Below are 24117 nucleotides of genomic sequence, written 5' to 3' on the forward strand. Positions count from 1 at the left end.
AGCTCGCTCGGCTACCTGGCACCAGACCAGTTTGCAGATAGTTTTATTACCGCAGACTCCATGTCCATTTCGGACTAAATCGGGTAGCAGGTCAAGCACACCAAAACCAAGGCCCACCATCCGCAGACCAACGGCATTTGCGAGCGCTTCCACAAGACGATCCTGCAGGAGTTTTACCAGGTTGCGTTCCGGCGCAAGATTTACCGATCTATTGAAGAGCTGCAGGTCGATCTGGATGAATGGCTGGCTTACTACAACAATGAGCGCACGCATCAGGGCAAGATGTGCTGTGGCCGCACGTCGATGCAGACATTAATTGACGGTAGAAAGGAGTGGCACGATAAAATCACCACATTGAATAGCTGAATTTGACCTGACAGCCGCATACGTCAAACCGGACAACTGTCAGATCAAATCGCGTTTACTACAAACAAACTGAATTTCGGCTCATTTTAATGATTAACCAAGCCAATGCAATATTAGCACAATGAATATCTCTCTACATCGCAATCAACATATAAATTTAAGGCAACTTTATTCTTTTCAATTGGGGAAATTTTTCTTGCGCTAACATTTCCCAATGAGCTTTAATATTATTGTAGGCTTTCTCGCCATGTAAAGCGCGCATAACACGCAATTGCCGAATCGACTCTCCCGTTTTTCCATTTAACGCTAGAGATAGTGCATATTTGTTTTGTGTAGCAGTCCAAGGGTAACGCATTGCCACTGTCCTAGCGAGCTCTAATTGAGCATGCGTCATGCCAGGTTTAGGCGAAATTCGAGCACCATCGAGTAATGCGCCCAATTGAGTCAACATTATCACACTAGGTCTCTCATATTCGCTTGGAGTTTTACCCATATTAAGGGCTTCAAATCGAGCGACTCGGAAATCCTCTTCAATTTTGATGTATTCAATTACTGACCATGCTGCGATGCCATTCAATATCAACAGTCCCACAACCATAGAATTAATTTTTATTTTGAATGCGACTTTGCCATTAGCTATACCCTCCATAAAGCCCAGAGCGAATATCACCGGGACGAGAAAATACGCATAAGCATATGGAAACTCAAACATTGAATGAACCATTATTGGCATAGCCACAGCTAAACAGTACCAGTTAAACAACTGGTTCGCGTCCTTTAAACGTGCCCATAACCATAGAGAAATAAATATACAAAAAAATACTGCTGCAGGAATCCCTATTCCAATTCCTAGATCAAGCAAAACGTTATGGCTGTATGAAAAAGCGTCACTACGACTGTAGGCGTGTGCTACTGCATTGTGAGCTTCTGAAATCTCTCCAATGCCCCACCCAAACCAAGGTCGTTGTAACAAAGCCTCGATCAATTGTGGCCATACTAGGAACCGAGAACCTGCTCTAATATTCACTTCTGCGGTGTGGTCAAGTTGATGTATGTGTACAAAAATTGATGGCCAAAACCAGAAAGATATTAAAAACGTTGTAACGCCAGCTATTGGCACCCAAACAGGCAATTTAAAATTTATTTCCCCCTTTTTTAAAAACCACCATGCAATTAAAACCAAAAAACTTATGATACTTGTTCGAGATTCGGTAATTACTAAAGCAGTGAGTAGAATAATAAAAATTAGTGTTGATGATAAAAATCTTAATTTACCTAGTTCGTATAAGAACAAGAGGCTTACTATTCCCATCAAGACTAAAGTAGCAAGATGATTAGGCTGCCCTAAATTTGCTCCAGGACGACGCAGTTCGGGCATTCTGCTTATCCAATTCGAGTTCCATATATCTAAAACCTGAGCAAACGCGACAATAGCTGATGCACATGCGCCAGCAAGGATTATCCCTGCGACTGGCATCAACACTGTTTCGCCGCTCGTATGATTCACGGCTAGCAAGTGATTTCTTTCCAAATTCGCAGTAGTAAAGCCGAATACTATGCATAGTACACATAGCGCCATGTACAGCATAAAAACTATTGCGTCACCTGCAAAAGTAATTTGTCCAGCAGCGTATTGACATACAGACAACACTGCAAGCCCAATAAAAGGAAGAGCCAACACAGGGACACTAATTGCTTTTGTTGCTGGCACACCCCTCCATTTCCATAACATAGCCCATGAAAACGCAAACATAGCTCCAAACGCCAAGCACTCTAAATGCCAGCTGACCCATGGTGGAAAATGCAATGGTAAGAGCCACGAGAAAAATAAACTTAGTGCCGAAATAATAATAAACATAAAAAAAAGGGCTCCTTTGGAGCCCTTCATGTAATTTTTCTTAAAATTACTCAGTTGCGAAGCCGTCCAAGCTAGCAACAGAAGTATCACGGCAAGAACCTGGAAGGTACTTAGCAATGCCAGCAGTGCTTGGACCACACAGCCAACCAGTGACTTGTTGATTGTCAGCACCGCCCAGCGTTGGGCTCAAGCGAACAGCACCAACAACCTGCGGCAGATTTGTGTCGTTAACCGTGACCTCAATGTCACCACGGTCATTTGTGCCGATCGTCTTGACATATTTAGTTGTTGATTGCGAGCTTTCACATCCCCAGCTACCGGCGGTCGGCAAAGAAGCAGCATTATTTGTTTGACGAGTTTCAGTCACACTTGTACGACAAGCAGATGCTGCCAAAACTACTTCAGACATCTTAGCACGGACCGTATAGTCCTGGTATGCAGGCAAAGCCACTGCTGCCAGAATACCGATAATCGCTACAACGATCATCAATTCAATCAGAGTAAAGCCGCGCTGTGCTTTCTGGATCATTTTCATCGATTTCATTTGCATCTCCCTGTAAAAAATAAACACAACAATGTGCTGCCTTTCAATGAGCAACAGTTGTGCCAGCAAGAAAAACGATGAAAAACAGAAGACTTAGATAGTACAAATGTGGAAAACCAGAATTAATGCGGCGCGTCATGACAAATACTGTCAAACAACACTAACAAAACTTAACAAATGACAATATTGGTCAAGGCCATAGTAGTTAGATGCCCCAAGTGGAGTATTCATCTACCTCACCCACTTCAACACCCGATCCAGCAACTTTTCACTTTTGACCTCCACTGTCAGCACCTTTGCCAGGATCACCGACACATTATCTTTGCCACCACGCGTATTAGCACGCTGAACAAGCGTGCCACAAGCCGATTCCAGATCACTTCCAAACTCATTCAGCGTCGCCGTGATATCAGCATCGCTCAGCATGTCGGACAGCCCATCCGAACAGAGCAAATAAATATCCCCTGGTCGGGTAGTATGCTCATGCACTTCTATATCGAGTTCCCGGTCCACGCCAACTGCACGGGTGATCAGATTGCGATTGGGAGAAGTCAGGGCGGCTTCCGGCGTGATGAGGCCGGCGTCGATCTGCTCCTGCAATAATGAATGGTCACGGGTGATTTGACTTAACTCGCCATCGCGCAGGCGGTAAGCACGCGAGTCGCCGACATGCGCCAGGATCAGGCGATCCTGATAAAACATGCCGACCACGACAGTGGTACCCATCCCGTGAAACTGCGGCTCGTTTTCCGCCGCATCGATAATCGAGGAATTGGCACGTGCCACGGCTTCCACGATCAGTTGCTGCAATTGGCGGTCGCTATGCCGCGTCCACTCCTTGAAGAGTCCGGGCAAGCGATCTTCAAGCGTTTCCTGCACTACGGTTGCGGCAATACTGCTTGCCACTTCCCCGGCACTATAGCCGCCCATGCCATCAGCCAGAACCACAAAGCCATGCCGGGCACTGATCGCAATGAAATCCTCATTGTGCGATCGCACCATGCCAGTATCAGTTTTGGCAACGCATTCTAGCGATACATGGTAAGCCATAGGCAACTTAGGCGAATGGCCTCCGTAGTGGAGAAAAGAAAATCACAAAAGCACTTTCAATATTGTCTAAAGGAAAATCATACCGAAAAACTATGGAAGTTGTCAGTCTTACTTAAGAATTAATACAAAAATAACAACGGGGAGCCAAGGCTCCCCGTTGCATACTTAGCAATCTCGAAAGCTTGCCAAACGATTTTACAGAATCGACTTCAGCAGGCGGCCCATCTCGGAAGGATTGCGGGTGATCTTGATGCCGCATTCTTCCATGATGGCGAGCTTGGCATCAGCAGTGTCAGCGCCGCCGGAGATCAGCGCGCCGGCATGGCCCATGCGCTTGCCCGGGGGGGCAGTGACACCGGCGATGAAGCCAACCACCGGCTTCTTCATGTTGTCCTTGATCCAGCGGGCGGCGTTGGCTTCGTCGGGGCCGCCGATTTCACCGATCATGATGACGGCGTCGGTATCCGGATCGTCATTGAACATCTTCATGACGTCGATGTGCTTCAGGCCGTTGATCGGGTCGCCGCCGATACCAACCGCGGAAGACTGGCCCAGACCCAGCGCAGTCAGCTGACCGACGGCTTCATAGGTCAGGGTGCCCGAGCGGGACACCACGCCGATGCGGCCCTTCTTGTGGATGTGGCCCGGCATGATGCCGATCTTGATTTCTTCCGGGGTGATCAGGCCTGGGCAGTTCGGGCCCAGCAGCAAGGTCTTGCTGCCTGCCTTCTTCATCCTGTCCTTCACGACCAGCATGTCGCGCACGGGAATGCCTTCGGTGATGCAGATAGCAAGGTCGAGTTCGGCTTCGACGGCTTCCCAGATCGCGTCAGCGGCGCCAGCGGGCGGCACGTAGATGACGGATACGGTGGCGCCGGTCTGCTGCTTGGCTTCCTTGACACTGCCGTAAATGGGGATGCCCTCGAAATCCTCGCCTGCCTTTTTCGGATTGACGCCGGCGACGAAGCAGTTCTTGCCGTTGGCGTAGTCGCGCGAACCGCGAGTGTGGAACTGGCCAGTCTTGCCGGTGATGCCCTGGGTGATGACCTTGGTGTCTTTATTAATCAGAATCGACATGTCTCTTTTCCTCGCTTACTTACCGTTGGCCGCAGCGACAACCTTTTGCGCGGCTTCTTCCATGGTGTCGGCCGAAATGATCGGCAGGCCGGAGTCGGCCAACATTTTCTTGCCGATGTCTTCGTTGGTGCCCTTCATGCGCACAACCAACGGCACGCCGAGCTGGACCGCCTTGGAAGCGGTGATGACGCCTTCGGCGATCACGTCGCAGCGCATGATGCCGCCGAAGATGTTGACCAGAATGGCTTTCAGGCCCGGGTTCTTCAGCATGATCTTGAAGGCTTCGGTCACTTTCTCCGCGGTAGCACCGCCGCCGACGTCGAGGAAGTTGGCCGGCTCGCCGCCGAACAGCTTGATGGTGTCCATGGTGGCCATGGCCAGGCCGGCACCGTTCACCAGGCAGCCGATGTTGCCGTCGAGGGAGATGTAAGCCAGGTCGAACTTGGAAGCTTCGACTTCCGCCGGGTCTTCTTCATCCAGGTCGCGGTAGGCGACGATTTCCGGATGGCGGAACAAGGCGTTGGAGTCGAAGTTGAACTTGGCGTCGAGGGCGATGACCTTGCCGTCGCCAGTCAGGATCAGCGGGTTGATTTCAGCCAGGGAAGCGTCGGTTTCCCAGTAAGCCTTGTACAGGCCTTGCAGGTTGGCGCGGGCAGCAGGAATCGATGCTGCCGGGATGCCGATCTTGGCAGCGATGTCGTCGGCTTGCGCGTCGGTCAGGCCTTGTTCCGGGTCGATCTCGCACTTATGGATCAGTTCCGGGTGCTTCTCGGCGACTTCCTCGATATCCATGCCGCCTTCGCTCGATGCCATCAGCACCACGCGCTGGCTAACGCGGTCGGTCACCAGGGAAACGTAGAGTTCCTTCTTGATGTCGGCGCCCTCTTCGATCAGCAGGCGGCGGACTTTCTGGCCTTCCGGGCCAGTCTGGTGCGTCACCAGTTGCATGCCCATGATGGCATTCGCATATTCTTTGACCTGTTCCAGGGACTTGGCGACCTTGACGCCACCGCCCTTGCCACGGCCACCGGCGTGAATCTGTGCCTTGACGACCCAGACCGGGCCGCCCAGTTGCTCGGCTGCCTTGACGGCTTCATCGACGGACAGGCAGGGTATACCGCGCGGTACGGTCACGCCGAACTTGCGGAGGATTTCTTTGCCCTGATACTCATGGATTTTCATGCGAACTTCCCTTCAGACGCTTGGTGATAAAGTAGATTTGATACTTGCTGAATTCTTGGCAGGCAAACGCTTGATGCATCGGAGACCCGCTAACCATCGTTGCGCTGACCATGTCCTGATGGGACAGGTAATTTGCGGGGGCAGCGGGGGCTCAAGGGTATTGGAGGCAACAGCGCCGGCAGAATGGCCAAAATTTATGCCGTATGCTGTGGCGCTGCGGCTTGTCGCGCTTGCCATGAGCATCCGGCCTAAAAAAGCCGAAAAAGTGTAGCACAGTGGACCGTGCCAGAGAAGCAAATGCTCTTGTGCGGCGCAGCGTACGGGCAGGCGCAAGAAGCCTACGCGCGCTTATTCGTCATCGGTCTCCTGCGCACGGATGGCGGCACGGATGGCATCGTGAGAAAACCCGCGCTGCTGAAGAAACCGCATTCGTTTTGCCCGCTCGGCGGCATCCGCTGGCGGACTGTGATATTTACGTGCCAGAATGGCCCGTGCCCGCTCTGCCTCGTCTTTACTCAGTTGCTCACGAATTTGGGAAATAGATTCGTCTTCAATTCGATGACTTTGCAACTCCGTCAGAATGCGCTGATTCCCGAAGCGGGCGGCACGGCGGTGCACCAGGGATTCGGCAAAACGCTCCTGCGAAAGAAGCTTGGCGGCTTCCAGCGCGTCGAGCACCGCTTCCACGTCCTCGCCTTCCTGGGCATGACGAGCCAGCTTACGTCCGAGTTCAAGCCGGCTATGCTCCCGCATGGACAAATATCGTAGCGCGCGGCCTTTAAGACTCAGTTGCAGTTTTGCCATGATCCGATCAAATAAAAAAGCCATGGACGATGCCATGGCTTTTGCTGGTTAAGCAGGGAACAGGACTAACCTTACTCCACTTCTTTCCCTTCTTTAGTTTCCTTACCTTCCTTGCCGCCCGCTTTTTTTGCCGGTGCCGGCTCGGCACTCGCAAGAGGCGGAAGTTCAGGAACACCCAATCCGGCGCGAACCTTGTTTTCGATTTCGCGTGCCAGTTCTGGATTTTCCTTCAGGAAGTTACGGGCATTGTCCTTGCCTTGGCCAATCTTTTCGCCATTGTAGCTGTACCAGGCGCCTGACTTCTCAACAATCTTGGCTTCCACGCCCAGATCGATGATTTCGCCTTCGCGTGAAGTGCCTTCTCCATACAGGATGTCGAAGTGTGCTTCCTTGAACGGCGGCGCCACCTTGTTCTTGACGACCTTGACCTTCGTTTCGTTACCGATCACTTCGTCACCCGACTTGATCGAACCGGTGCGGCGGATGTCCAGACGCACGGATGCGTAGAACTTCAGCGCATTGCCGCCGGTCGTGGTTTCCGGGTTGCCGAACATGACACCGATCTTCATACGGATCTGGTTGATGAAAATAACCAGGGTATTGGTACGATTGATCGAACCGGTCAGCTTGCGCAAGGCTTGCGACATCAGGCGTGCCTGCAGGCCGGGCAGCGAATCACCCATCTCGCCTTCGATTTCAGCGCGCGGCGTCAGGGCTGCAACCGAGTCGACCACGATCAGGTCAACGCCGCCGGAACGCACCAGCGCATCGCAGATTTCCAGGGCTTGTTCGCCGGTATCCGGCTGGGACACCAGCAGGTCGGACAGATTGACGCCCAGCTTCTGGGCATACACGACGTCGAGCGCATGCTCGGCATCGATAAAGGCGCAGGTACCGCCCAGCTTTTGCATCTCGGCGATGGTTTGCAGGGTTAGCGTGGTCTTACCTGAAGACTCCGGACCATAGATTTCAACCACACGGCCACGCGGCAAGCCGCCAACGCCCAGTGCGACATCCAGTCCAAGCGAGCCGGTCGAGACTACTTGCACTTCTTCGGCCACGGCACCGTCTTCCATGCGCATCACGGAACCCTTGCCGAACTGCTTCTCAATCTGTGCCAAGGCGGCTGCGAGAGCCTTGCTCTTGTCCAGATTAGGTACTAACTTTTTGTCGTCCATAGTTCTCTTTCGAAAGTAGGCGGGCAATAAATGTTTGTCAAAAATGAGGGCTTGTTTGGAAATCGCTTACTGACTGCCAGGTACAACTACCAGATGCAGGAATACAGCTATTACCTTGAATTCGTGTTTTGCGGCCGAATCGGTACTGTATAAAAAAACAGTGATCAATGCAAGCGAAATTTACGATTACGGCACAGTTTATTTCTCCCGTTAATTGGAACTTTCCTGACGGCACTCTTTGAAAATCCGCTTCAATTTGGTGCAATCCTGACTCGTGAAGCTAGTTTTATCCTGGCATGTTTCTTGTTATTCACATGCAAACAGCTCATCACGCGCATCATGCCAAAATTTTTCGATGAAATGTACCGTGACGCCGCGGGCACGATACGTCCCCATTACCGCGAATTTGAAGCCTGGCTGGCCGAACAGGCGAGCGAGGCGATCACACTCAAGCGCGCCGAGGCCGATCTGGCTTTTCGCCGCGTCGGCATCACGTTCGCCGTGTACGGCAACGATGCCGGCACCGAGCGCCTGATTCCTTTCGATATTATCCCGCGCATCATTCCGGCCGCCGAATGGGCGCAGCTGGAAAAAGGATTGCGGCAGCGGGTGCAGGCGCTCAACATGTTCATTCACGATATCTACCATGCCCAGCATATTGTCCAGGCAGGCGTGATCCCGCCTGAGCAGATTTTCCGCAATGCTCAGTATCGTCCTGAAATGCAGGGCATTAATGTGGCTTCCGATATCTATGCGCATATTGCCGGCGTGGATATCGTGCGGGCCGGCGCAGGTGAATTCTATGTGCTGGAAGACAATCTGCGCGTGCCCTCTGGCGTCTCGTACATGCTGGAAGACCGCAAGATGATGATGCGGCTCTTCCCGGAATTATTCGCCCGGCACAAGGTGGCGCCGATCGACCACTATCCCGATCTGTTGCTGGACAACCTGCGCTCCGTGGCGCCGTCCGGCGTAAACGACCCGACCGTTGTCGTCATGACGCCGGGAATGTACAACTCCGCCTATTTCGAACATGCCTTCCTGGCGCAACAGATGGGCGTGGAACTGGTCGAAGGCCAGGATCTGTTCGTCAGTGACAATGCCGTGTTCATGCGCACCACCCAGGGGCCCAAGCGCGTGGACGTCATCTACCGCCGTGTCGATGATGATTTTCTCGATCCCCTCGCCTTCCGCGCCGATTCGTCGCTGGGCGTGCCAGGACTGCTGTCGGTATATCGTGCCGGCCGCGTGACGCTAGCCAATGCCATCGGCACCGGCGTGGCTGACGACAAGTCCATCTACCCGTACGTGCCGGACATGATCCGCTTTTACCTGGCGGAAGAACCCATCCTCAATAACGTGCCGACCTATCAATGCCGCAGGAAGGAAGAGCTGGAATATACGCTCGCCAACCTGCCCGACCTGGTGGTCAAGGAAGTCCATGGCGCCGGCGGCTATGGCATGTTGGTCGGACCTGCCTCGAGCAAGCAGCAGATCGAAGATTTCCGCCAGCGCCTGCTGGCAAGACCTGAAGGCTACATCGCCCAGCCCACCCTGGCGCTCTCCGCCTGTCCGACTTACGTCGAATCCGGCATCGCGCCGCGCCATATCGACCTGCGTCCCTTTGTCCTCTCCGGCAAGTCGGTAACCATGGTGCCGGGCGGCTTGACGCGCGTGGCGCTGACTGAGGGCTCGCTGGTGGTCAATTCATCGCAGGGCGGCGGCACGAAAGATACCTGGATACTGGAGAACTGACATGCTAAGCCGCACTGCCGACCATTTATTCTGGATGGCCCGCTACACCGAGCGCGCCGAAAACACTGCCCGCATGCTCGATGTGAATATGCAGACCGCCATGCTACCGCAGTCGGCGCAGGCAGCCGAGCAAGGCTGGCGCGCCACGCTGAGCATTTCGGAGTTGCAGCGCATGTTCAATGACAAATATGCCCTGCTCACGCCGCGCGACGTGCTCGACTTCATGGTTCGCGATGCGAGCAACCCGTCGTCCATCGCTTCCTGCCTGCGCCAGGCGCGCGAAAATGCCCGTGCCGTGCGCGGAAGCCTGACCACCGAAGTGTGGGAAACGCTCAATGCCACCTGGCTGGAAATGCAGTCGCTATTGAAAGGCAATATGCTCGAACGCGACCCGGGACAATTTTTCGAATGGGTCAAGCATCGCTCGCATCTGTCGCGCGGAGTCACCATCGGCACCATGCTGAAGGATGAAGCCTTTTATTTCATTCGCCTGGGCACTTTTCTCGAACGCGCCGACAATACCGCCCGCCTGCTCGACGTGAAATTTCATGGAGTCCAAGAAGAGTCGAACATCAACGCAGCGGGAGCCGATGCGGAACAGCCGCTCGACTTCTATTACTGGGCGGCGATCCTGCGCTCGGTTTCCGGCTTCGAAATCTATCGCAAGGTCTATCGCGACGTAATTACACCGGCACGCGTGGCCGAATTGCTTATGCTACGCCCCGACATGCCGCGCTCCCTGCTTGCCTGCATGGATGAAGTGGTAGTCAACCTCAAGGAAGTCAGCAACGATATTTCCGCCGATACCGAACGGCTCGCCGGGCGGTTGCATGCGCAACTGCGCTTTGCGCGCATCGACGATATTCTCGCGTCCGGCCTGCACGATTACCTCACGGGATTCCTGGAAAGCGTCTTCACTCTCGGCAACCGCGTCAGCCGGGATTTCATGATGCCGCTCGCAGCTTGACAGCAGTCACAAGAAACAGGAATCCGCATGCTCGCCATTCGCCACGAAACCGTCTATCGCTACACTGCGCCGCTGGCGTACACCATCCAGCAATTGCGGCTGACCCCGCGCCAGGATGCCCATCAACAGCTCAAGTCCTGGGAAATCGTCACGGAAGGACACCGTCATGGCTTTGTCGATGCCTATGGCAATTCCAGTCATACGCTGACAATCAGCGGCCGCCACGACGAGGTCCGCATCGTGGCCCGTGGAGTGGTGGAGGTATCGCCCTTGACCAAGGGCCGCCTGACGGCCAGGGATGTCCTGTCGCCGCTGGTATTTACCGTTCCTACCCGCTTGACCGAACCGACCGATGCCGTTCGCTCCTTTGCCGCAAAACAGCTTGCCGGCGGAGCGCGCAGCCAGGTCATACTGGACTTGGCAGAAGCGATCCGCGGTTCGGTGACGTACCAAATTGGTGCAACCTCGGTCAATACTACCGCTTCCGATGTTCTTCAGCTCGGCCAGGGCGTATGCCAGGACCATGCGCATCTGTTCCTGGCATGCTGCCATACCCAAGATATCCCGGCCCGTTACGTTTCTGGCTATATCCATGCGGGCGCCACGAATCATGCGGAAAGCCATGCCTGGGTCGACGTCTGGGTCGATGACGTGGATTTTTCCGGCTGGGTCAGCATCGATGTCACCCATGCCCAATTTACGGGCACGCAGCATTGCCGCTTGGCGGTGGGCCGCGATTACGAGTCCGCGGCGCCGGTGCGGGGCGTCCGGCGCGGCGGCGGCACGGAAACCCTCACGGTGCACGTCGATGTCAACGAATTGCCCTGATCCTTGCGATAGAATCGGCTTTTGAATTTACTAACTTTGCCATGACTTATTGTGTAGCCATGCGTCTTGATGCCGGACTGGTTTTCCTGTCCGATTCGCGTACAAATGCCGGGGTCGATCAGGTTGGCACCTTCCGCAAGATGAGCGTGTTCGACAATCCCGGCGACCGCGTCATGGTCCTGATGACAGCCGGGAACCTGTCGATTTCACAGTCCATCCGGCAGATCGTCGCTGATTATGTCAACGAGGATGGAGAAAGCATCTGGACGGTGCAATCGATGCACGAAGCCGCACGCATCGTTGGCGACGCCATTCGCATGGTCCATGCGCGGGACGCCGCTTCGCTGGAAAAATTCGGCATTGATTTCAATGTCAGCATGATTTTTGGCGGTCAGATCGGCAATGAGCGATGCCGCCTGTTCCAGATGTACTCGGCCGGGAATTTCATCGAGTCGCACGATGAAACCCCGTATTTCCAGATCGGTGAGGCGAAGTACGGCAAACCCATCATCGACCGCGTCATCACGACGGCCAGTTCGCTCGACGAAGCCGCCAAATGCGCACTGATTTCCATGGATTCGACGCTGCGGTCCAATATTTCAGTCGGGCTGCCGCTGGACTTGCTGGTCTACGAGACGGGGCGCCTTGCCGTCACGCGTTTCGTGTGCGTCGACGAAAGAAACCAGTATTTCCAAATGATTCGTAACACCTGGGGCCAGCAGTTAAAGGCCGTCTTTGAGGGAATCGCGGATCCGGAATGGAATGCGGAAGCGGATGGAGGTAGCAATGTGCTGTCGAAGCGTAGTGTTGACGCTCAGCCGGCAAGAGTCAAGCCGCCAACTGCCTCGGAAAGAACTGCGAGGGATAATCCTGTGCCGCTGCAAACGCTTGCGCAACAGTCAGAAATTTCACAACAAACCTGATTTTACAAAAGTATGATTTCGTCGGGCTGAACAGAGAAAACTTTCATTGTCTGTTCAGCCCGTATCGCATTATTTCGATGCAGCGAGCGTACCGGTATAGCTCAAATCCGAAATCTCATTTTGAGCTTCAGCGGCATTAACCAGCTCTGGAACGATCCGACCTACCATGACGCCAAATGAAGGCGAGGTCTTGACGTATTTGACTTCGCCCTTATCCAGGGTAAACGTCAGCTTTTTTTCCACTTCGGTGCTGGTGGCGACTTCATGGTTACCGACATTCGTATCGACGAAGAAGAAACCACCCGGCTTGGATTCGCCAACCACCTTGCCATCCAGGTTGATATCCGGCTGCAAGGCGGCGCCAAGCATGCTCGCACTACGGTAAAAATAGATGCGTCCCTGGTCTGCCTTGAGTGCCGGGATGGAAGCCTGCATGTCCTTATGTTTGACACCTGAAGCGCAACCGGTCAATACAACTGCAAGGCTCAGCACCAGCATTTGAATGAATCGCATAACGAACTCCTCTCCTGATTTTATTTAATTAAATTTAAGAGCGGCTTTTCTTGCCAGAGACGAGAATCCGCGTTCGACCGGCAAGTAAAATCCAACAAGCTGGTCATTTGCCACGACCAGATTTGCTTCATGTATGTGCGCCCCTTCGAGCGTAAATACATCTTTGTAGGGTTTATAGACTTCGCCCTGGCTGATTGTTCCAGCGTGCACCCACTGGCTGCCGGCCTTGAGCGTGCGGCTATACCCTGTATCCAATTGAACTTCCGTTGTTTGCGCCAACGTCTTTAATGTTTGTTGTGCTGACCGTTCGACAGCCTTGAAAGCCTCTGGGCGATATGCAACCTGACTTGCACATCCCGCCACAAAAGCAGCCAGTATCAGGATTCGAATAAGAGAGAAAGTCCGCATTATTGTTATTTGACTAGTACGCAAGAAGGAGGAATGTAATCGCTCATGTTCTTATCTGCAATCCCATATTCATGAGATATGCAACAGAGCCAATATCATGTAGATGCATGTGCGCAAATAAAAAAAGCGGCAAGTCATCCTTGCCGCTTTTCCTTCCAATATGAGGAAATTTAAACTACGATCGTCTGCGCCTCGTCACCCTGACGCTCGCGGATCTCGCCGATGCGCATGACAGTCTCGCCGGCTGCCTGCAGTTGCGCCTGTGCGGCATCCGCATTTTCCTTAGACACGATCACCGTCATGCCGATACCGCAGTTGAATACGCGGTGCATCTCGGCATCGGCCACGCCGCCATGCTGCTGCAGCCACTGGAACAGTGGAGGCATGGTCCAGGCGTCACGGTGCAGGACTGCCGTGATGTTATCCTGCAGGACGCGCGGAATGTTTTCCACGAGGCCGCCGCCGGTGATGTGCACCATGCCCTTGACTTCCATGGATGCCATCAGCGCCAGCAGGGGCTTGACGTAAATGCGGGTAGGCTCGAGCAGGACATCGGCGAGGCGACGGCCATGGAAATCGGCATTCAGGTCAGGCTTGGCCACCGAGATGATCTTGCGCACCAGCGAGTAGCCGTTGGAGTGCGCGCCCGACGAAGCCAGGCCCAGCACCACATCGCCCGGCACGATCTTGCTGCCGTCGATGATTTTCGATTTTTCTACCGCGCCGACGGCGAAGCCGGCCAGGTCATATTCACCATCCGGATACATGGTCGGCATTTCCGCGGTTTCGCCGCCGATCAGCGCGCAGCCGGCCAGTTCGCAACCCTTGGCGATGCCCTTGATGACATCGGTGGCGGTCGCCACTTCCAGCTTGCCGCAAGCGAAATAATCCAGGAAGAACAGCGGCTCGGCGCCCTGCACCAGGATATCGTTGACGCTCATGGCGACCAGGTCGATGCCGACCGTGTCGTGCTTATTCAGATGGAAAGCCAGCTTCAGCTTGGTGCCGACACCGTCGGTGCCGGAAACCAGCACGGGCTCCTTGTATTTTTTGCTGACCTCGAACAGCGCGCCAAAGCCGCCGATGCCGCCCAGGACGCCTTCGCGCATGGTGCGCTTGGCAAAAGGCTTGATGGCTTCGACCAGGGCATCGCCAGCGTCAATGTCAACGCCGGCATCACGGTAGGACAGGGAAACGGAAGAAGGGAAACTCATGATGTGATTGGTGGCAGAGGCGGTAAAATAGAAGGTGATAGCCGTTAGAAACCTGCGGCAAACCGCTATTTTAACAAAATTGCCCCGTTTTCCGGCCTGAGGATGGCATTTTCTCCTTATCATCTGATGTCACTGGATGACTGACCGCGCTTTTGGGCCTTGTCAAAGCCTTGCCATGCTGGCAAATCCTTGGCAGAGCGTTTATCCTAGCGGCCGCTTGCATATGAACTTTTGTTAATGAAACAGTTATTGCTGGACTTGAATGCGCATGCGCCTCCTGCCCTGGATACTTTTGTAACCGGGCAGAACAGTGAATTATTGGCCTTGCTGGAGCGCGTGGCGCAGGGAGCCGTCAGCGGCTTGGGCGAGCGCTTCATTTACCTGTGGGGCGAAGCCGGCGCCGGCAAATCCCATTTGCTGCACGCCTTGGGCAGCCTGGGCGGGGCGATTTACCTCGAAGGCCATGCCGATGAAGCGGCATTGACCTATCGACCGGAACTGCGGCTGTATCTGCTGGACGATGTGGCCAGCCTGTCGCCGGCATCCCAGATTGCCGCCTTTACCTTATTTAACCAGGTGCGTGAACATGGCGGCGTGCTGGTGGCATCCGGTCCATTGCCTCCCGCCCAGCTTACCGTGCGCGAAGATCTGCGTACCCGCCTGGGCTGGGGGCTGATCTATCAGGTGCACGGCCTGACCGATGCCGAGAAGATCGCCGCGCTCGAACATGCGGCCACCGCGCGCGGGCTGGTGCTGTCTCCCGGCGTATTGCCGTATCTGATGACGCATTTCAGGCGCGACATGCCCTCCCTGACGGCGATGCTCGATGCGCTGGACCGTTATTCCCTCGAAACCAAGCGCCCGATTACCCTGCCGCTGCTGAAAGACTTGCTACTCCATGACGAACCTGGCTCTGTTTGACCTTGACCATACCCTGCTGCCGCTCGATTCGGACTTCGAGTGGGGACAATTCCTCGCGCGCACCGGTGCGGTGGATGCCAATGAAATGGAAAAGCGCAACGCCGACTTTTACGAGCAATACAAGGTCGGCACGCTCGATCCGGTGTTGTACCTGGAATTCGTGTTCGGCATCCTGTCGCAATTCCCGCGCACCCAACTCGATGCCTGGCACCGTGAATTCATGGATGAGGTGATCACACCGGCGATGAAGCCGGCGGCGCGCGACCTGGTGAAAAAGCACCAGGATGCCGGCGACCTGGTTGCCATCATCACCGCCACCAATCGTTTCATCACCGAACCGATCGCCCGCGCTTTCGGCGTCGACAACCTGATCGCCGCCGAACCGGAATTGAAAGAAAACGGCGACCTGACCGGCCGCGTCCTCGGCACGCCTCCCTACGGCGCCGGCAAGGTGGTCAATGCGCGCGCCTGGCTGGCCGGCCTCGGCCACACGCTCGAAGGCTTCGAGCGCAGCCATTTCTACAGCGATTCGCAAAACGATATTCCCCTGCTTTCCCTGGTTACCCATCCGGTCGCGACGAATCCCAATGCCAAGCTGGCGGCGCATGCGCAAGCCCAGGGCTGGCCCACTTTACATTTGTTCCCATGATAAAAAAATTCATTCGCCGCATCCTCGGCGTCAAGAACAAGACCACCGACCCGACCCAGCCTGTCGTGATCGGCCCCAAGGAACATGGGATCGATCCCAAGCTGATTTCGCCGAATGCTGTCAGGGTGACGCAAACCTTGCAGGAAGCAGGATTCAAGGCTTTCCTGGTCGGCGGCGCGGTGCGCGACCTGCTGCTGGGCGTGAAGCCCAAGGATTTCGACGTCGCCACCAATGCCACGCCGGAGCAGGTCAAGCGCCTGTTCCGGCGTGCTTTCATCATCGGCCGCCGCTTCCAGATCGTGCACGTGATGTTCGGCCAGGAACTGATCGAAGTAACGACCTTCCGTGGCCCCTCGGTAGAATCGGCGCCCAAGGATGAATTCGGCCGCGTCTTGCGCGACAACACTTTCGGTGAACAGCATGAAGACGCCGTGCGGCGTGATTTCACCATTAACGCGATGTATTACGATCCGGCGACGCAGAGCGTGCTGGATTACCACGAAGGCATGGCGGACATTCGCAGCAAGACCCTGCGCATGATCGGCGTGCCGGAAGCGCGCTACCGCGAAGACCCGGTGCGTATGTTGCGCGTGGTGCGCTTCGCCGCCAAGCTGGATTTCACGATCGATCCCGCCACCAGCGAGCCGATGGCGGTCATGGCGCCGCTGATCAATAACGTGCCGGCGGCGCGCCTGTACGATGAAATGCTCAAGCTCTTGATGAGCGGCCAGGCATTGGCATGCCTGAAACAGCTGCGCAAGGAAGGCTTGCACCATGGCTTGCTGCCGTTGCTGGACGTGGTGCTGGAACAGCCGTTGGGCCGCAAGTTCGTCACCCTGGCTCTTAACAATACCGACAACCGCATTCGCCAAGGCAAGCCGGTTTCTCCAGGCTTCCTGTTTGCCGCCCTGCTCTGGCACCAGGTGCTGGAGAAGTGGCACGCGTATCAGGCTGCGGGCGAATATCCGATTCCCGCCCTGCATCAGGCAGCCGACGACGTGCTGGAATCGCAGGCCGAGAAACTGGCACTGCAGCGCAAGACCACCTCGGATATGCGCGAATTGTGGGCCATGCAACCGCGCTTCGAGCGCCGCACCGGCAAGTCGCCCTACAAGCTGCTGGAGCATCCGCGCCTGCGCGCGGGCTACGACTTCATGCTGCTGCGCTGCGAATCGGGCGAGCTCGATCCTTCGCTCGGCCAGTGGTGGACCGACTTCATGGAATCGGATGGTCCGGGGCGCGAAACCCTGCTCGCGCAGAAATCGCGCGCCGAAGGCGAAGCCGGCCCGGCGAAGAAACGTCGCCGGCGCGGCGGCCGCAATCGCGGCAAGGGGGCCGGCGGTGAAACGAATGGCGCGACTGCCGGCAACGGCAATAGCGCTGACAGCGGCGGCGAATGATGGCGACTGAGGTAACGGCTTATATCGGCATTGGCGCCAACCTCGGCGACGCCCGCAAGCAGGTCGAAGAAGCCATCGCGGCCCTGAACAAATTGCCGCAAACCCGCCTGCTTGCGCAATCGAGCCTGTTTCGCACGGCGCCGGTGGATGCCGCGGGCGATGATTACATCAATGCCGTGGCCAGCATCAAGACCGGTTTATCCGCGCAAGACTTGCTGGAACAACTCCAGGCGCTGGAACAGGCTGCGGGTCGCGAGCGGCCTTATCGCAACGCCCCGCGCACGCTGGATCTGGACATTCTGCTGTACGGCGATCAGATCATCGCTACGCCAACCCTGACCGTGCCGCATCCGCGCCTGACCCAGCGTGCCTTCGCGCTCATTCCGCTTATACAGATCGCCCCTTTCATTGCCATTCCCGGACATGGTCCCGCGCACCAGTTCGCACCGCAAGTGGCGGACCAGGCCATCGGAAAAATCTGAACGTATCTTTATATCTATGCCTATCGCTCTGCAGACAGCCGGCCTGCTGATCCTGTCGAATATTTTCATGACATTCGCCTGGTATGGCCACTTGAAAAACCTGTCGAGCAAGCCATGGTGGATCGCCGCGCTCGTCAGTTGGGGCATCGCCCTGTTCGAATACCTGCTGCAGGTGCCGGCCAACCGCATCGGTCACACCGAACTGAGCCTGGCACAACTGAAGATCATGCAGGAAGCCATCACGCTGGCCGTGTTCGTGCCCTTTGCCATGATTTACATGAACCAGCCCTTCAAGCTCGACTATGTCTGGGCCGGGCTATGCCTGGTGGGCGCAGTGTATTTCATCTTCCGCACCTGAAACTGGCGGGCTGCTCCCCGCACTTTTGACCCTGCCCTGAAAGTTGGCGTGATTTCTTTTATGATTACGGCGCCTTAGCTGGAATAACTGCAATCAAAGGAATCGACATGACCGGATACGCCCACGACAACCAGAGCGGCATCGCTCGCAAGACGGTCACCATACCGGCATTGATGGCCATGCGCGCAGCGGGTGAAAAAATCGCCATGCTGACCTGCTATGACGCCAGTTTCGCCGCGCTGATGGACCATTGCGGCGTCGATGTCCTGCTGGTGGGCGACTCGCTCGGCAACGTCAGCCAGGGACAAAGCTCGACTTTGCCCGTGACGATCGATGACATGGCTTATCACACGGCCTCCGTCGCGCGCGGCAACAAGTCGGCTTTCCTGGTGACCGACATGCCGTTCGCCACCTACGGCACCAAGGAAGCGGCGTTTCAGAATGCCGCCAAATTGATGCAGGCCGGCGCGCACATGGTGAAAATCGAAGGCGGCGCCTGGCTGGCCGAGACCGTGCATTTCCTGGTCGAGCGCGGCATCCCGGTATTTGCCCACATCGGCCTGACGCCGCAATCGGTGCATATATTGGGTGGAAACCGGGTGCAGGGGAAAACCGCGGAAGGCGCGGAAAAACTGAAAGCCGACGCCCTGGCGCTGCAGGCTGCCGGCGCATCGATGCTGTTGCTGGAGGCGATCCCGGCAGCGCTCGGCAAGGAAGTCACGGAACTGATGAGCATCCCGACCATCGGCATCGGCGCGGGCCCCGATTGCTCGGGCCAGGTGCTGGTCATGCACGACATGCTGGATGTCTTCCCGGGCAAGAAAGCCCGTTTCGTGAAGAATTTCATGCAGGGGCAGGACAGCATCGGCGGCGCCTTCCGTGCCTATATCAGCGCCGTCAAGGACAAGTCCTTCCCGGCGCCCGAACACTGCTTCTAACAACGCTAGGCAAGATGCCGCTTGCAGCATTGCGGCATCTTAGCCCGGACAGTAATCCTCATAGCGCGCATAGGCGGCCTGCAAGCGTTCGCTTACTTCCTGTGCATCGCCAATCGTTACGCCAAGATTACGCAGGCGGCCATCCTGCAATCCATAGATCCAGCCGTGGATAGTCAGGTTCTGGCCACGTTCCCACGCATCCTGAACGATCGTCGTCTGGCAGACATTGGCGACCTGCTCGATCACATTCAGCTCGCATAGCCGGTCCTGCTTTTCGCGCGTCGGCAGCACATCGCCGAGGTAGCGCTCGTGTTTGGTATGCACGTCCCGTACATGGCGCAACCAGTTGTCCGCCAGGCCGATGCGGCGCTTGGCCAGGGCGGCGTGCACGCCCGAACAGCCGTAGTGGCCGCACACGATCACATGCTTCACGCCCAACACCTCGATCGCGAACTGCAACACCGACAGGCAATTCAAGTCGGTATGCACGACCACGTTGGCGACATTTCGGTGAACGAATAATTCTCCCGGCGCCAGTCCGACGATTTCATTGGCCGGCACGCGGCTGTCCGAACATCCGATCCAGAGATATTCCGGGGATTGCTGCGCCACCAGCTTCTTGAAGAAATCCGCATCCGTCTTGATCATCGATGCAGCCCATTGGCTGTTGTTGTCAAACAGTACCTTCAAGTCGTCATGTTTTGGAGTTGTCATTGATGTTCCAATAAGGGCTTGAATGTATAAAAAACCACACAATTGTTGCCAAGCTGAAAAAAAATAATGTTACATTAGCGCATCTTTTTACATTCTTAAGCGGCTGCTTTTTGTGAGCAGCCAGTCTCGCAGCATGCCAGCATGATAACGGCGTGATGCATTTATGCAAAGGAAGCAGATTGAAGTTATTGCCGCGTGCTCTGGCAGTCGCTTTTATTGTCTGCATGGCCGGACTTGCTGCTCCTGTACAGGCCGGCCAGGCTGAAACTCCCGCTTTCATATTTGGCGTCATCAGTCCGCGCAGTGCCGTCATCACGGCACAATATTGGAATCCTATTCTGCGCTATCTCACCCGGCAAAGTGGAGTGCCGCTGAAATTAAAAGTGGCCAAGAGCTCGCCAGAACTGGCTGCCATGATTCAGCATGGCGAACTTCACTTTATTTATTCCAATTATCAATTCGCTCCCGGGAACGACGGTGCGGGATACATCGTCATCGCTCGACCTCTTGCGAGTCCGTCTCGCGGACAGATTGTCGTGTCTACCAATTCACCTTATACCTCACTGGAACAATTACAAGGCCGCGAAGTTGCCTTTCCTTCTAAAGTCGCCTTTACCGGATTCCAGGTGCCGATGGATGCACTGCTACGTGCCGGCATCCATGTCAAGCCTCGTTTCGCCGGGACGATCGAAGGGGCGCTGGGACAAATGCTGTCTGGCCGTGCGGCAGCGGCTGGGGTCAGTGCCGTTATCGCCAATGCCTATGCGGAACGTCAGAATGTCAGCTACCGCGTGTTGTGGAGTTCGGAAGAATATCCGACCGTTCCCATCGCCGTTCATCCTGCCGTACCCAAGGAAAAGGTCGACGCGGTGCGTACGGCATTACTGTCGATGAGCGAGCGTTTCGAAGGCCGCGAAATTTTAACCGCCAGTTCTCCCCTGTTCGGACAGCCGACATCGTTTGGGTTTGTTGCGGCAAGTAACGCAGAATACGAACACATGCACCGGTTCTATCGGCAGCGCCTGCCTTTGCCGGAAGGCCAATAATCATGCTCAACCTATCCAGTCTATTTAAAGCTGGCCGTGACCTGAGCCTGGCTGCCCGTATCAAGCTGGTATCCGGCGTCGTGCTTACACTGGTGGGCTGCACGATCTTCACCCTTGACCTGCGCAACGAGATTTCATTCCAACGCGACAAACTCGCGCAAAGCCTGCAATATGAACTGGACTTCCTGGCCCAGGCGCTGACCGAGCCTGTCATTACCGGTGACTATGCAGCCGTGCAGCAATTGCTGAACAAGGGCGTGGAGCAGCCGGCGATCCACAGCATTGCCTGGACCGACAGTGAAAATCATCTTCAAATCGCCGATACGCCTCAGAGCGATGTCGTCTTGACGGCGCCGGCCTGGTTCGCGCACTGGACAAACATTCCGCAGTATTCCGAAAACAAGGACATTATTGTTGGCGGCGAAAACTATGGGCGACTGCGCGTAGAGATCGCCACCACTCCGGCCATTAATCAGATTTGGGAAAAGATGCTCGGCAAGCTGTGCATCCTGCTGTTGGGGATCGGCAGCCTGTTTGCTTTGCTTGGCACGCTCGTTTCCAATGGCTTGCGGCCGCTGTATGTGCTGCAAAAGGCTGCCCACCAGTTCGGCCAGGGCGATCACGCGCTGCGCATTCAAGCCAGCGGACCGCCGGAAATGCAGGCATGTATCCATGCCTTCAATAACATGGCTGCCAATATCGAGCGCCTGCTGGGATCGCTGCGCGACAGCGGCTCGCGCAATCGCCTGCTGGCGGTGATCGTGGAGCAGTCGAATGTCCCGATTATCACCGTCGATCTGGATGGCATCATCACCAGCTGGAACACGGCAGCCAGCATGCTTTATGGCTACGGAGCGGAAGACGTTATCGGCCGTCCCGCGAGCATGCTGTACCACCCGGAATTGGTGCATGAGTTCAAGGACAACGTAGCACGCATCCAGCAAGCACAGCCGACCACGTTCGAGGCGCACCGCCGGACTCGCGACGGACGTCTGCTGCATTTATCGATCAGCGTATCGCCGCTGTACGACGAGAACAATCGCCACATTGGCGAAATCAGCATTTCCCGCGACATCACCCGGCAGAAGCGCGCGGAAGAAGCGCTCGACAAGGAAAAGGAACGCGCCCAGGTTACGCTTGCATCGATTGCCGATGCCGTCGTCACCACGGATACGGACGGCAATATCGACTATCTCAATCCTGTCGCGGAAAAGCTGCTCGGCTGGCGCACTGATGAAGCCTATGGCCGCGCGCTAGGAGAAATTTTTCAATGCGTCGATGAAGCTGGCGCCTCCATCCCCAGTCCAATTGAGCAAACCCTGCATCAGCATCAGCAGATTGAAGTCCGCGGCGACGCCTTGCTGGTGCAGCGAGACGGTGCTCGCCTGCCGATCGAGCACTCGGCGGCGCCCATATCCGACCATGAAGGCGAAGTCATCGGCATGGTGCTGGTGTTCCGCGACGTCAGCGAATCGCACGATATGGCGCGCCAGCTGTCCTGGCAAGCCAGTCATGATGCCCTCACGTCATTGGTCAACCGTCGCGAGTTCGAGCGCCGGCTGGAAACTTTGATTCATTCGGCGCACGAGCAGGACCGCCAGCATGCCCTGCTGTACATGGACCTGGACCAGTTCAAGGTCGTCAACGACACTTGCGGACACGGCGCCGGCGATGAATTACTGCGCCAGCTGAGCGCGGTGCTCAATACCCGCATTCGCAGCGCGGATACCCTGGCAAGACTGGGCGGCGATGAATTCGGCGTGCTGCTGGCCGATTGCCCCCTGAATAAGGCGATGGAAGTCGCTGAGGCGCTGCGTGAATCCGTCGCCGATTTCCGTTTCGCCTGGCAGGACAAGATCTTTGCCATCGGCGTATCGATCGGCGTAGTGCCGATCGTCGGCCAGCGGGAAAACAATACCGATGTCATGGGCGTGGCGGATGCGGCCTGCTATGCCGCCAAGGACAAGGGCCGCAACCAGGTGCAGGCGAGCCCGAACACGCGCGAATTGACTCAACGCCGCGGCGAAATGCTGTGGGTATCCCGCATCAACAGCGCGTTGGAACAAAACCGTTTCCTGCTGCATTACCAGCGCATCGTCCCTGTGCATGGCGATGATGACGGCCTTCACTTTGAAGCCTTGCTGCGCATGCGGGACCAGGACGGCAATCTGGTGTCGCCCATGAGTTTCATTCCCGCCGCCGAACGCTATAACCTGATGCGCGGGCTCGATCGACGCGTCGTAACGCTGGCATTCGAAGAATGCCGCAAACTGGGGAGCATGCCGTCAATTATGATTTCCATTAATTTGTCGGGGGATTCGCTGAGCGATCCGACCTTGCTCGACTTCCTCAAGCGCCAGTTCGCCGAATTTGGCGTCGACCCGCGCGGCATCTGTTTCGAAGTCACCGAAACCGCCGCCATCGCCAACCTGGAACTGGCGAATATCCTGATCCGCGAACTCAAGGCCATGGGGTGCCGCTTCTCGCTGGATGATTTCGGCAGCGGCCTGTCATCGTTCGGTTATCTGAAGAACCTGCCAGTCAACTATCTCAAGATCGATGGCAGCTTCGTGCGCGACATGGCGCGCGATCCGACCGATGCGGCAATGGTGGTAGCCATCAATAACATCGGCCATGTCATGGGAATCAAGACGATCGCGGAATGGGTGGAAAACCAGGAAACCCTGGATGCCTTGCGCAGCATCGGCGTCGACTATGCGCAAGGTTACCTGCTCGGCCGGCCACAGCCGATGGAGACCATCCGCAACGAGATCATGCACGCAACTGCCGCTCCCCAGCCGCTGAAATCGCCGTCGCCCGAAAGCCAGCGCGAAGAGAACCTGGCGGATGAAACGCCGATCATTCCCGGGTTCTGAATGTAGCGTATTCGCGGACAGTGACACATCCAATAAAAAACGCCGGCGCTGTGCCGGCGTTTTTAC

23 protein-coding genes and 1 pseudogene are annotated in these 24117 nt (G+C 55.9%); 13 read left to right on the forward strand and 11 right to left on the reverse strand.

The window, feature by feature from the left end:
- Positions 1-90 precede the first annotated feature (90 nt).
- Positions 91-366, forward strand: a pseudogene (locus EDC30_RS09060) (integrase core domain-containing protein); the annotation flags it as partial.
- A 157-nt stretch (positions 367-523) separates the two neighbouring features.
- On the opposite strand, the gene EDC30_RS09065 reads toward EDC30_RS09060, so the two are convergent.
- The 7 genes from EDC30_RS09065 to recA form a co-directional block, all read right to left on the reverse strand.
- Positions 524-2254 carry a PglL family O-oligosaccharyltransferase gene (locus EDC30_RS09065; RefSeq protein WP_132258516.1) on the reverse strand — a complete coding sequence of 577 codons (1731 nt, stop codon included), beginning with the start codon at positions 2252-2254 and terminating at the stop codon, positions 524-526.
- Positions 2255-2270: 16 nt separating this feature from the next.
- Positions 2271-2753: a pilin gene (locus tag EDC30_RS09070; protein WP_132258793.1), complete on the reverse strand. Its 483-nt coding sequence runs from the start codon at positions 2751-2753 to the stop codon at positions 2271-2273.
- Between the two features lie 246 nt (positions 2754-2999).
- Positions 3000-3818, reverse strand: coding sequence for a Stp1/IreP family PP2C-type Ser/Thr phosphatase (locus EDC30_RS09075; protein WP_132258517.1), 819 nt, complete (start codon positions 3816-3818; stop codon positions 3000-3002).
- A gap of 195 nt (positions 3819-4013) precedes the next feature.
- Entirely contained in the window at positions 4014-4895 is an 882-nt protein-coding gene (sucD, locus tag EDC30_RS09080; protein WP_132258518.1) for a succinate--CoA ligase subunit alpha, read from the reverse strand.
- A gap of 15 nt (positions 4896-4910) precedes the next feature.
- Entirely contained in the window at positions 4911-6077 is a 1167-nt protein-coding gene (gene sucC / locus EDC30_RS09085; protein ID WP_132258519.1) for an ADP-forming succinate--CoA ligase subunit beta, read from the reverse strand.
- 348 nt (positions 6078-6425) lie between these two features.
- Positions 6426-6881, reverse strand: a complete 456-nt coding sequence (gene recX, locus EDC30_RS09090; RefSeq protein WP_132258794.1) for a recombination regulator RecX — start codon at positions 6879-6881, stop codon at positions 6426-6428.
- 71 nt (positions 6882-6952) lie between these two features.
- Positions 6953-8059 carry a recombinase RecA gene (recA, locus tag EDC30_RS09095; RefSeq protein WP_132258520.1) on the reverse strand — a complete coding sequence of 369 codons (1107 nt, stop codon included), beginning with the start codon at positions 8057-8059 and terminating at the stop codon, positions 6953-6955.
- A gap of 339 nt (positions 8060-8398) precedes the next feature.
- On the opposite strand from recA, the gene EDC30_RS09100 reads away from it, so the two are divergent.
- The 4 genes from EDC30_RS09100 to EDC30_RS09115 are packed head-to-tail and all read left to right on the forward strand — an operon-like array spanning position 8399 to position 12532.
- Positions 8399-9814, forward strand: a complete 1416-nt coding sequence (locus EDC30_RS09100; RefSeq protein ID WP_132258521.1) for a circularly permuted type 2 ATP-grasp protein — start codon at positions 8399-8401, stop codon at positions 9812-9814.
- A gap of 1 nt (position 9815) precedes the next feature.
- Positions 9816-10781, forward strand: coding sequence for an alpha-E domain-containing protein (locus EDC30_RS09105; RefSeq protein ID WP_132258522.1), 966 nt, complete (start codon positions 9816-9818; stop codon positions 10779-10781).
- 27 nt (positions 10782-10808) lie between these two features.
- Positions 10809-11609, forward strand: a complete 801-nt coding sequence (locus EDC30_RS09110) for a transglutaminase family protein (RefSeq protein ID WP_132258523.1) — start codon at positions 10809-10811, stop codon at positions 11607-11609.
- Between the two features lie 41 nt (positions 11610-11650).
- A complete protein-coding gene (locus EDC30_RS09115) occupies positions 11651-12532 on the forward strand; it encodes a proteasome-type protease (protein WP_132258524.1) in 882 nt (293 codons plus the stop codon).
- Between the two features lie 69 nt (positions 12533-12601).
- Here the strand turns inward: EDC30_RS09115 and EDC30_RS09120 are convergent, their stop codons facing one another.
- The 3 genes from EDC30_RS09120 to purM all read right to left on the reverse strand — a co-directional run bounded on the left by EDC30_RS09120 (position 12602) and on the right by purM (position 14667).
- Positions 12602-13045 (reverse strand): DUF2846 domain-containing protein, encoded by a 444-nt coding sequence (locus tag EDC30_RS09120; protein WP_132258525.1) that lies wholly within the window; start codon positions 13043-13045, stop codon positions 12602-12604.
- Between the two features lie 24 nt (positions 13046-13069).
- Positions 13070-13453 carry a hypothetical protein gene (locus EDC30_RS09125; protein WP_132258526.1) on the reverse strand — a complete coding sequence of 128 codons (384 nt, stop codon included), beginning with the start codon at positions 13451-13453 and terminating at the stop codon, positions 13070-13072.
- Between the two features lie 170 nt (positions 13454-13623).
- Entirely contained in the window at positions 13624-14667 is a 1044-nt protein-coding gene (purM, locus tag EDC30_RS09130) for a phosphoribosylformylglycinamidine cyclo-ligase (protein WP_132258527.1), read from the reverse strand.
- Positions 14668-14904: 237 nt separating this feature from the next.
- On the opposite strand from purM, the gene hda reads away from it, so the two are divergent.
- The 6 genes from hda (at position 14905) to panB (ending at position 19415) form a co-directional block, all read left to right on the forward strand.
- Complete coding sequence (gene hda, locus EDC30_RS09135; RefSeq protein ID WP_132258528.1) at positions 14905-15588, forward strand: DnaA regulatory inactivator Hda; 684 nt, start codon at positions 14905-14907, stop codon at positions 15586-15588.
- Positions 15566-16237, forward strand: coding sequence for a histidinol-phosphatase (locus EDC30_RS09140; RefSeq protein ID WP_132258529.1), 672 nt, complete (start codon positions 15566-15568; stop codon positions 16235-16237). The genes hda and EDC30_RS09140 overlap by 23 nt, the downstream gene beginning before the upstream one ends.
- A complete protein-coding gene (gene pcnB / locus EDC30_RS09145) occupies positions 16234-17637 on the forward strand; it encodes a polynucleotide adenylyltransferase PcnB (RefSeq protein ID WP_132258530.1) in 1404 nt (467 codons plus the stop codon). The genes EDC30_RS09140 and pcnB overlap by 4 nt, the downstream gene beginning before the upstream one ends.
- Positions 17634-18119, forward strand: coding sequence for a 2-amino-4-hydroxy-6-hydroxymethyldihydropteridine diphosphokinase (gene folK / locus EDC30_RS09150; protein WP_132258531.1), 486 nt, complete (start codon positions 17634-17636; stop codon positions 18117-18119). Before pcnB ends, folK begins: the two co-directional genes overlap by 4 nt.
- A gap of 16 nt (positions 18120-18135) precedes the next feature.
- Positions 18136-18477 (forward strand): DMT family protein, encoded by a 342-nt coding sequence (locus EDC30_RS09155; protein WP_165973782.1) that lies wholly within the window; start codon positions 18136-18138, stop codon positions 18475-18477.
- Between the two features lie 107 nt (positions 18478-18584).
- A complete protein-coding gene (gene panB / locus EDC30_RS09160) occupies positions 18585-19415 on the forward strand; it encodes a 3-methyl-2-oxobutanoate hydroxymethyltransferase (RefSeq protein ID WP_132258532.1) in 831 nt (276 codons plus the stop codon).
- A 39-nt stretch (positions 19416-19454) separates the two neighbouring features.
- Here the strand turns inward: panB and can are convergent, their stop codons facing one another.
- Positions 19455-20129: a carbonate dehydratase gene (can, locus tag EDC30_RS09165; protein ID WP_132258533.1), complete on the reverse strand. Its 675-nt coding sequence runs from the start codon at positions 20127-20129 to the stop codon at positions 19455-19457.
- 224 nt (positions 20130-20353) lie between these two features.
- Here can and EDC30_RS09170 point away from each other — a divergent pair, with 224 nt between their 5' ends.
- Positions 20354-21175: a phosphate/phosphite/phosphonate ABC transporter substrate-binding protein gene (locus EDC30_RS09170; RefSeq protein ID WP_165973783.1), complete on the forward strand. Its 822-nt coding sequence runs from the start codon at positions 20354-20356 to the stop codon at positions 21173-21175.
- Between the two features lie 2 nt (positions 21176-21177).
- Entirely contained in the window at positions 21178-24051 is a 2874-nt protein-coding gene (locus tag EDC30_RS09175; RefSeq protein ID WP_132258535.1) for an EAL domain-containing protein, read from the forward strand.
- The last annotated feature ends 66 nt before the right edge of the window (positions 24052-24117 follow it).

The sequence above is a fragment of the Paucimonas lemoignei genome, assembly GCF_004342585.1.
GTDB classification, from domain to species: domain Bacteria; phylum Pseudomonadota; class Gammaproteobacteria; order Burkholderiales; family Burkholderiaceae_D; genus Paucimonas; species Paucimonas lemoignei.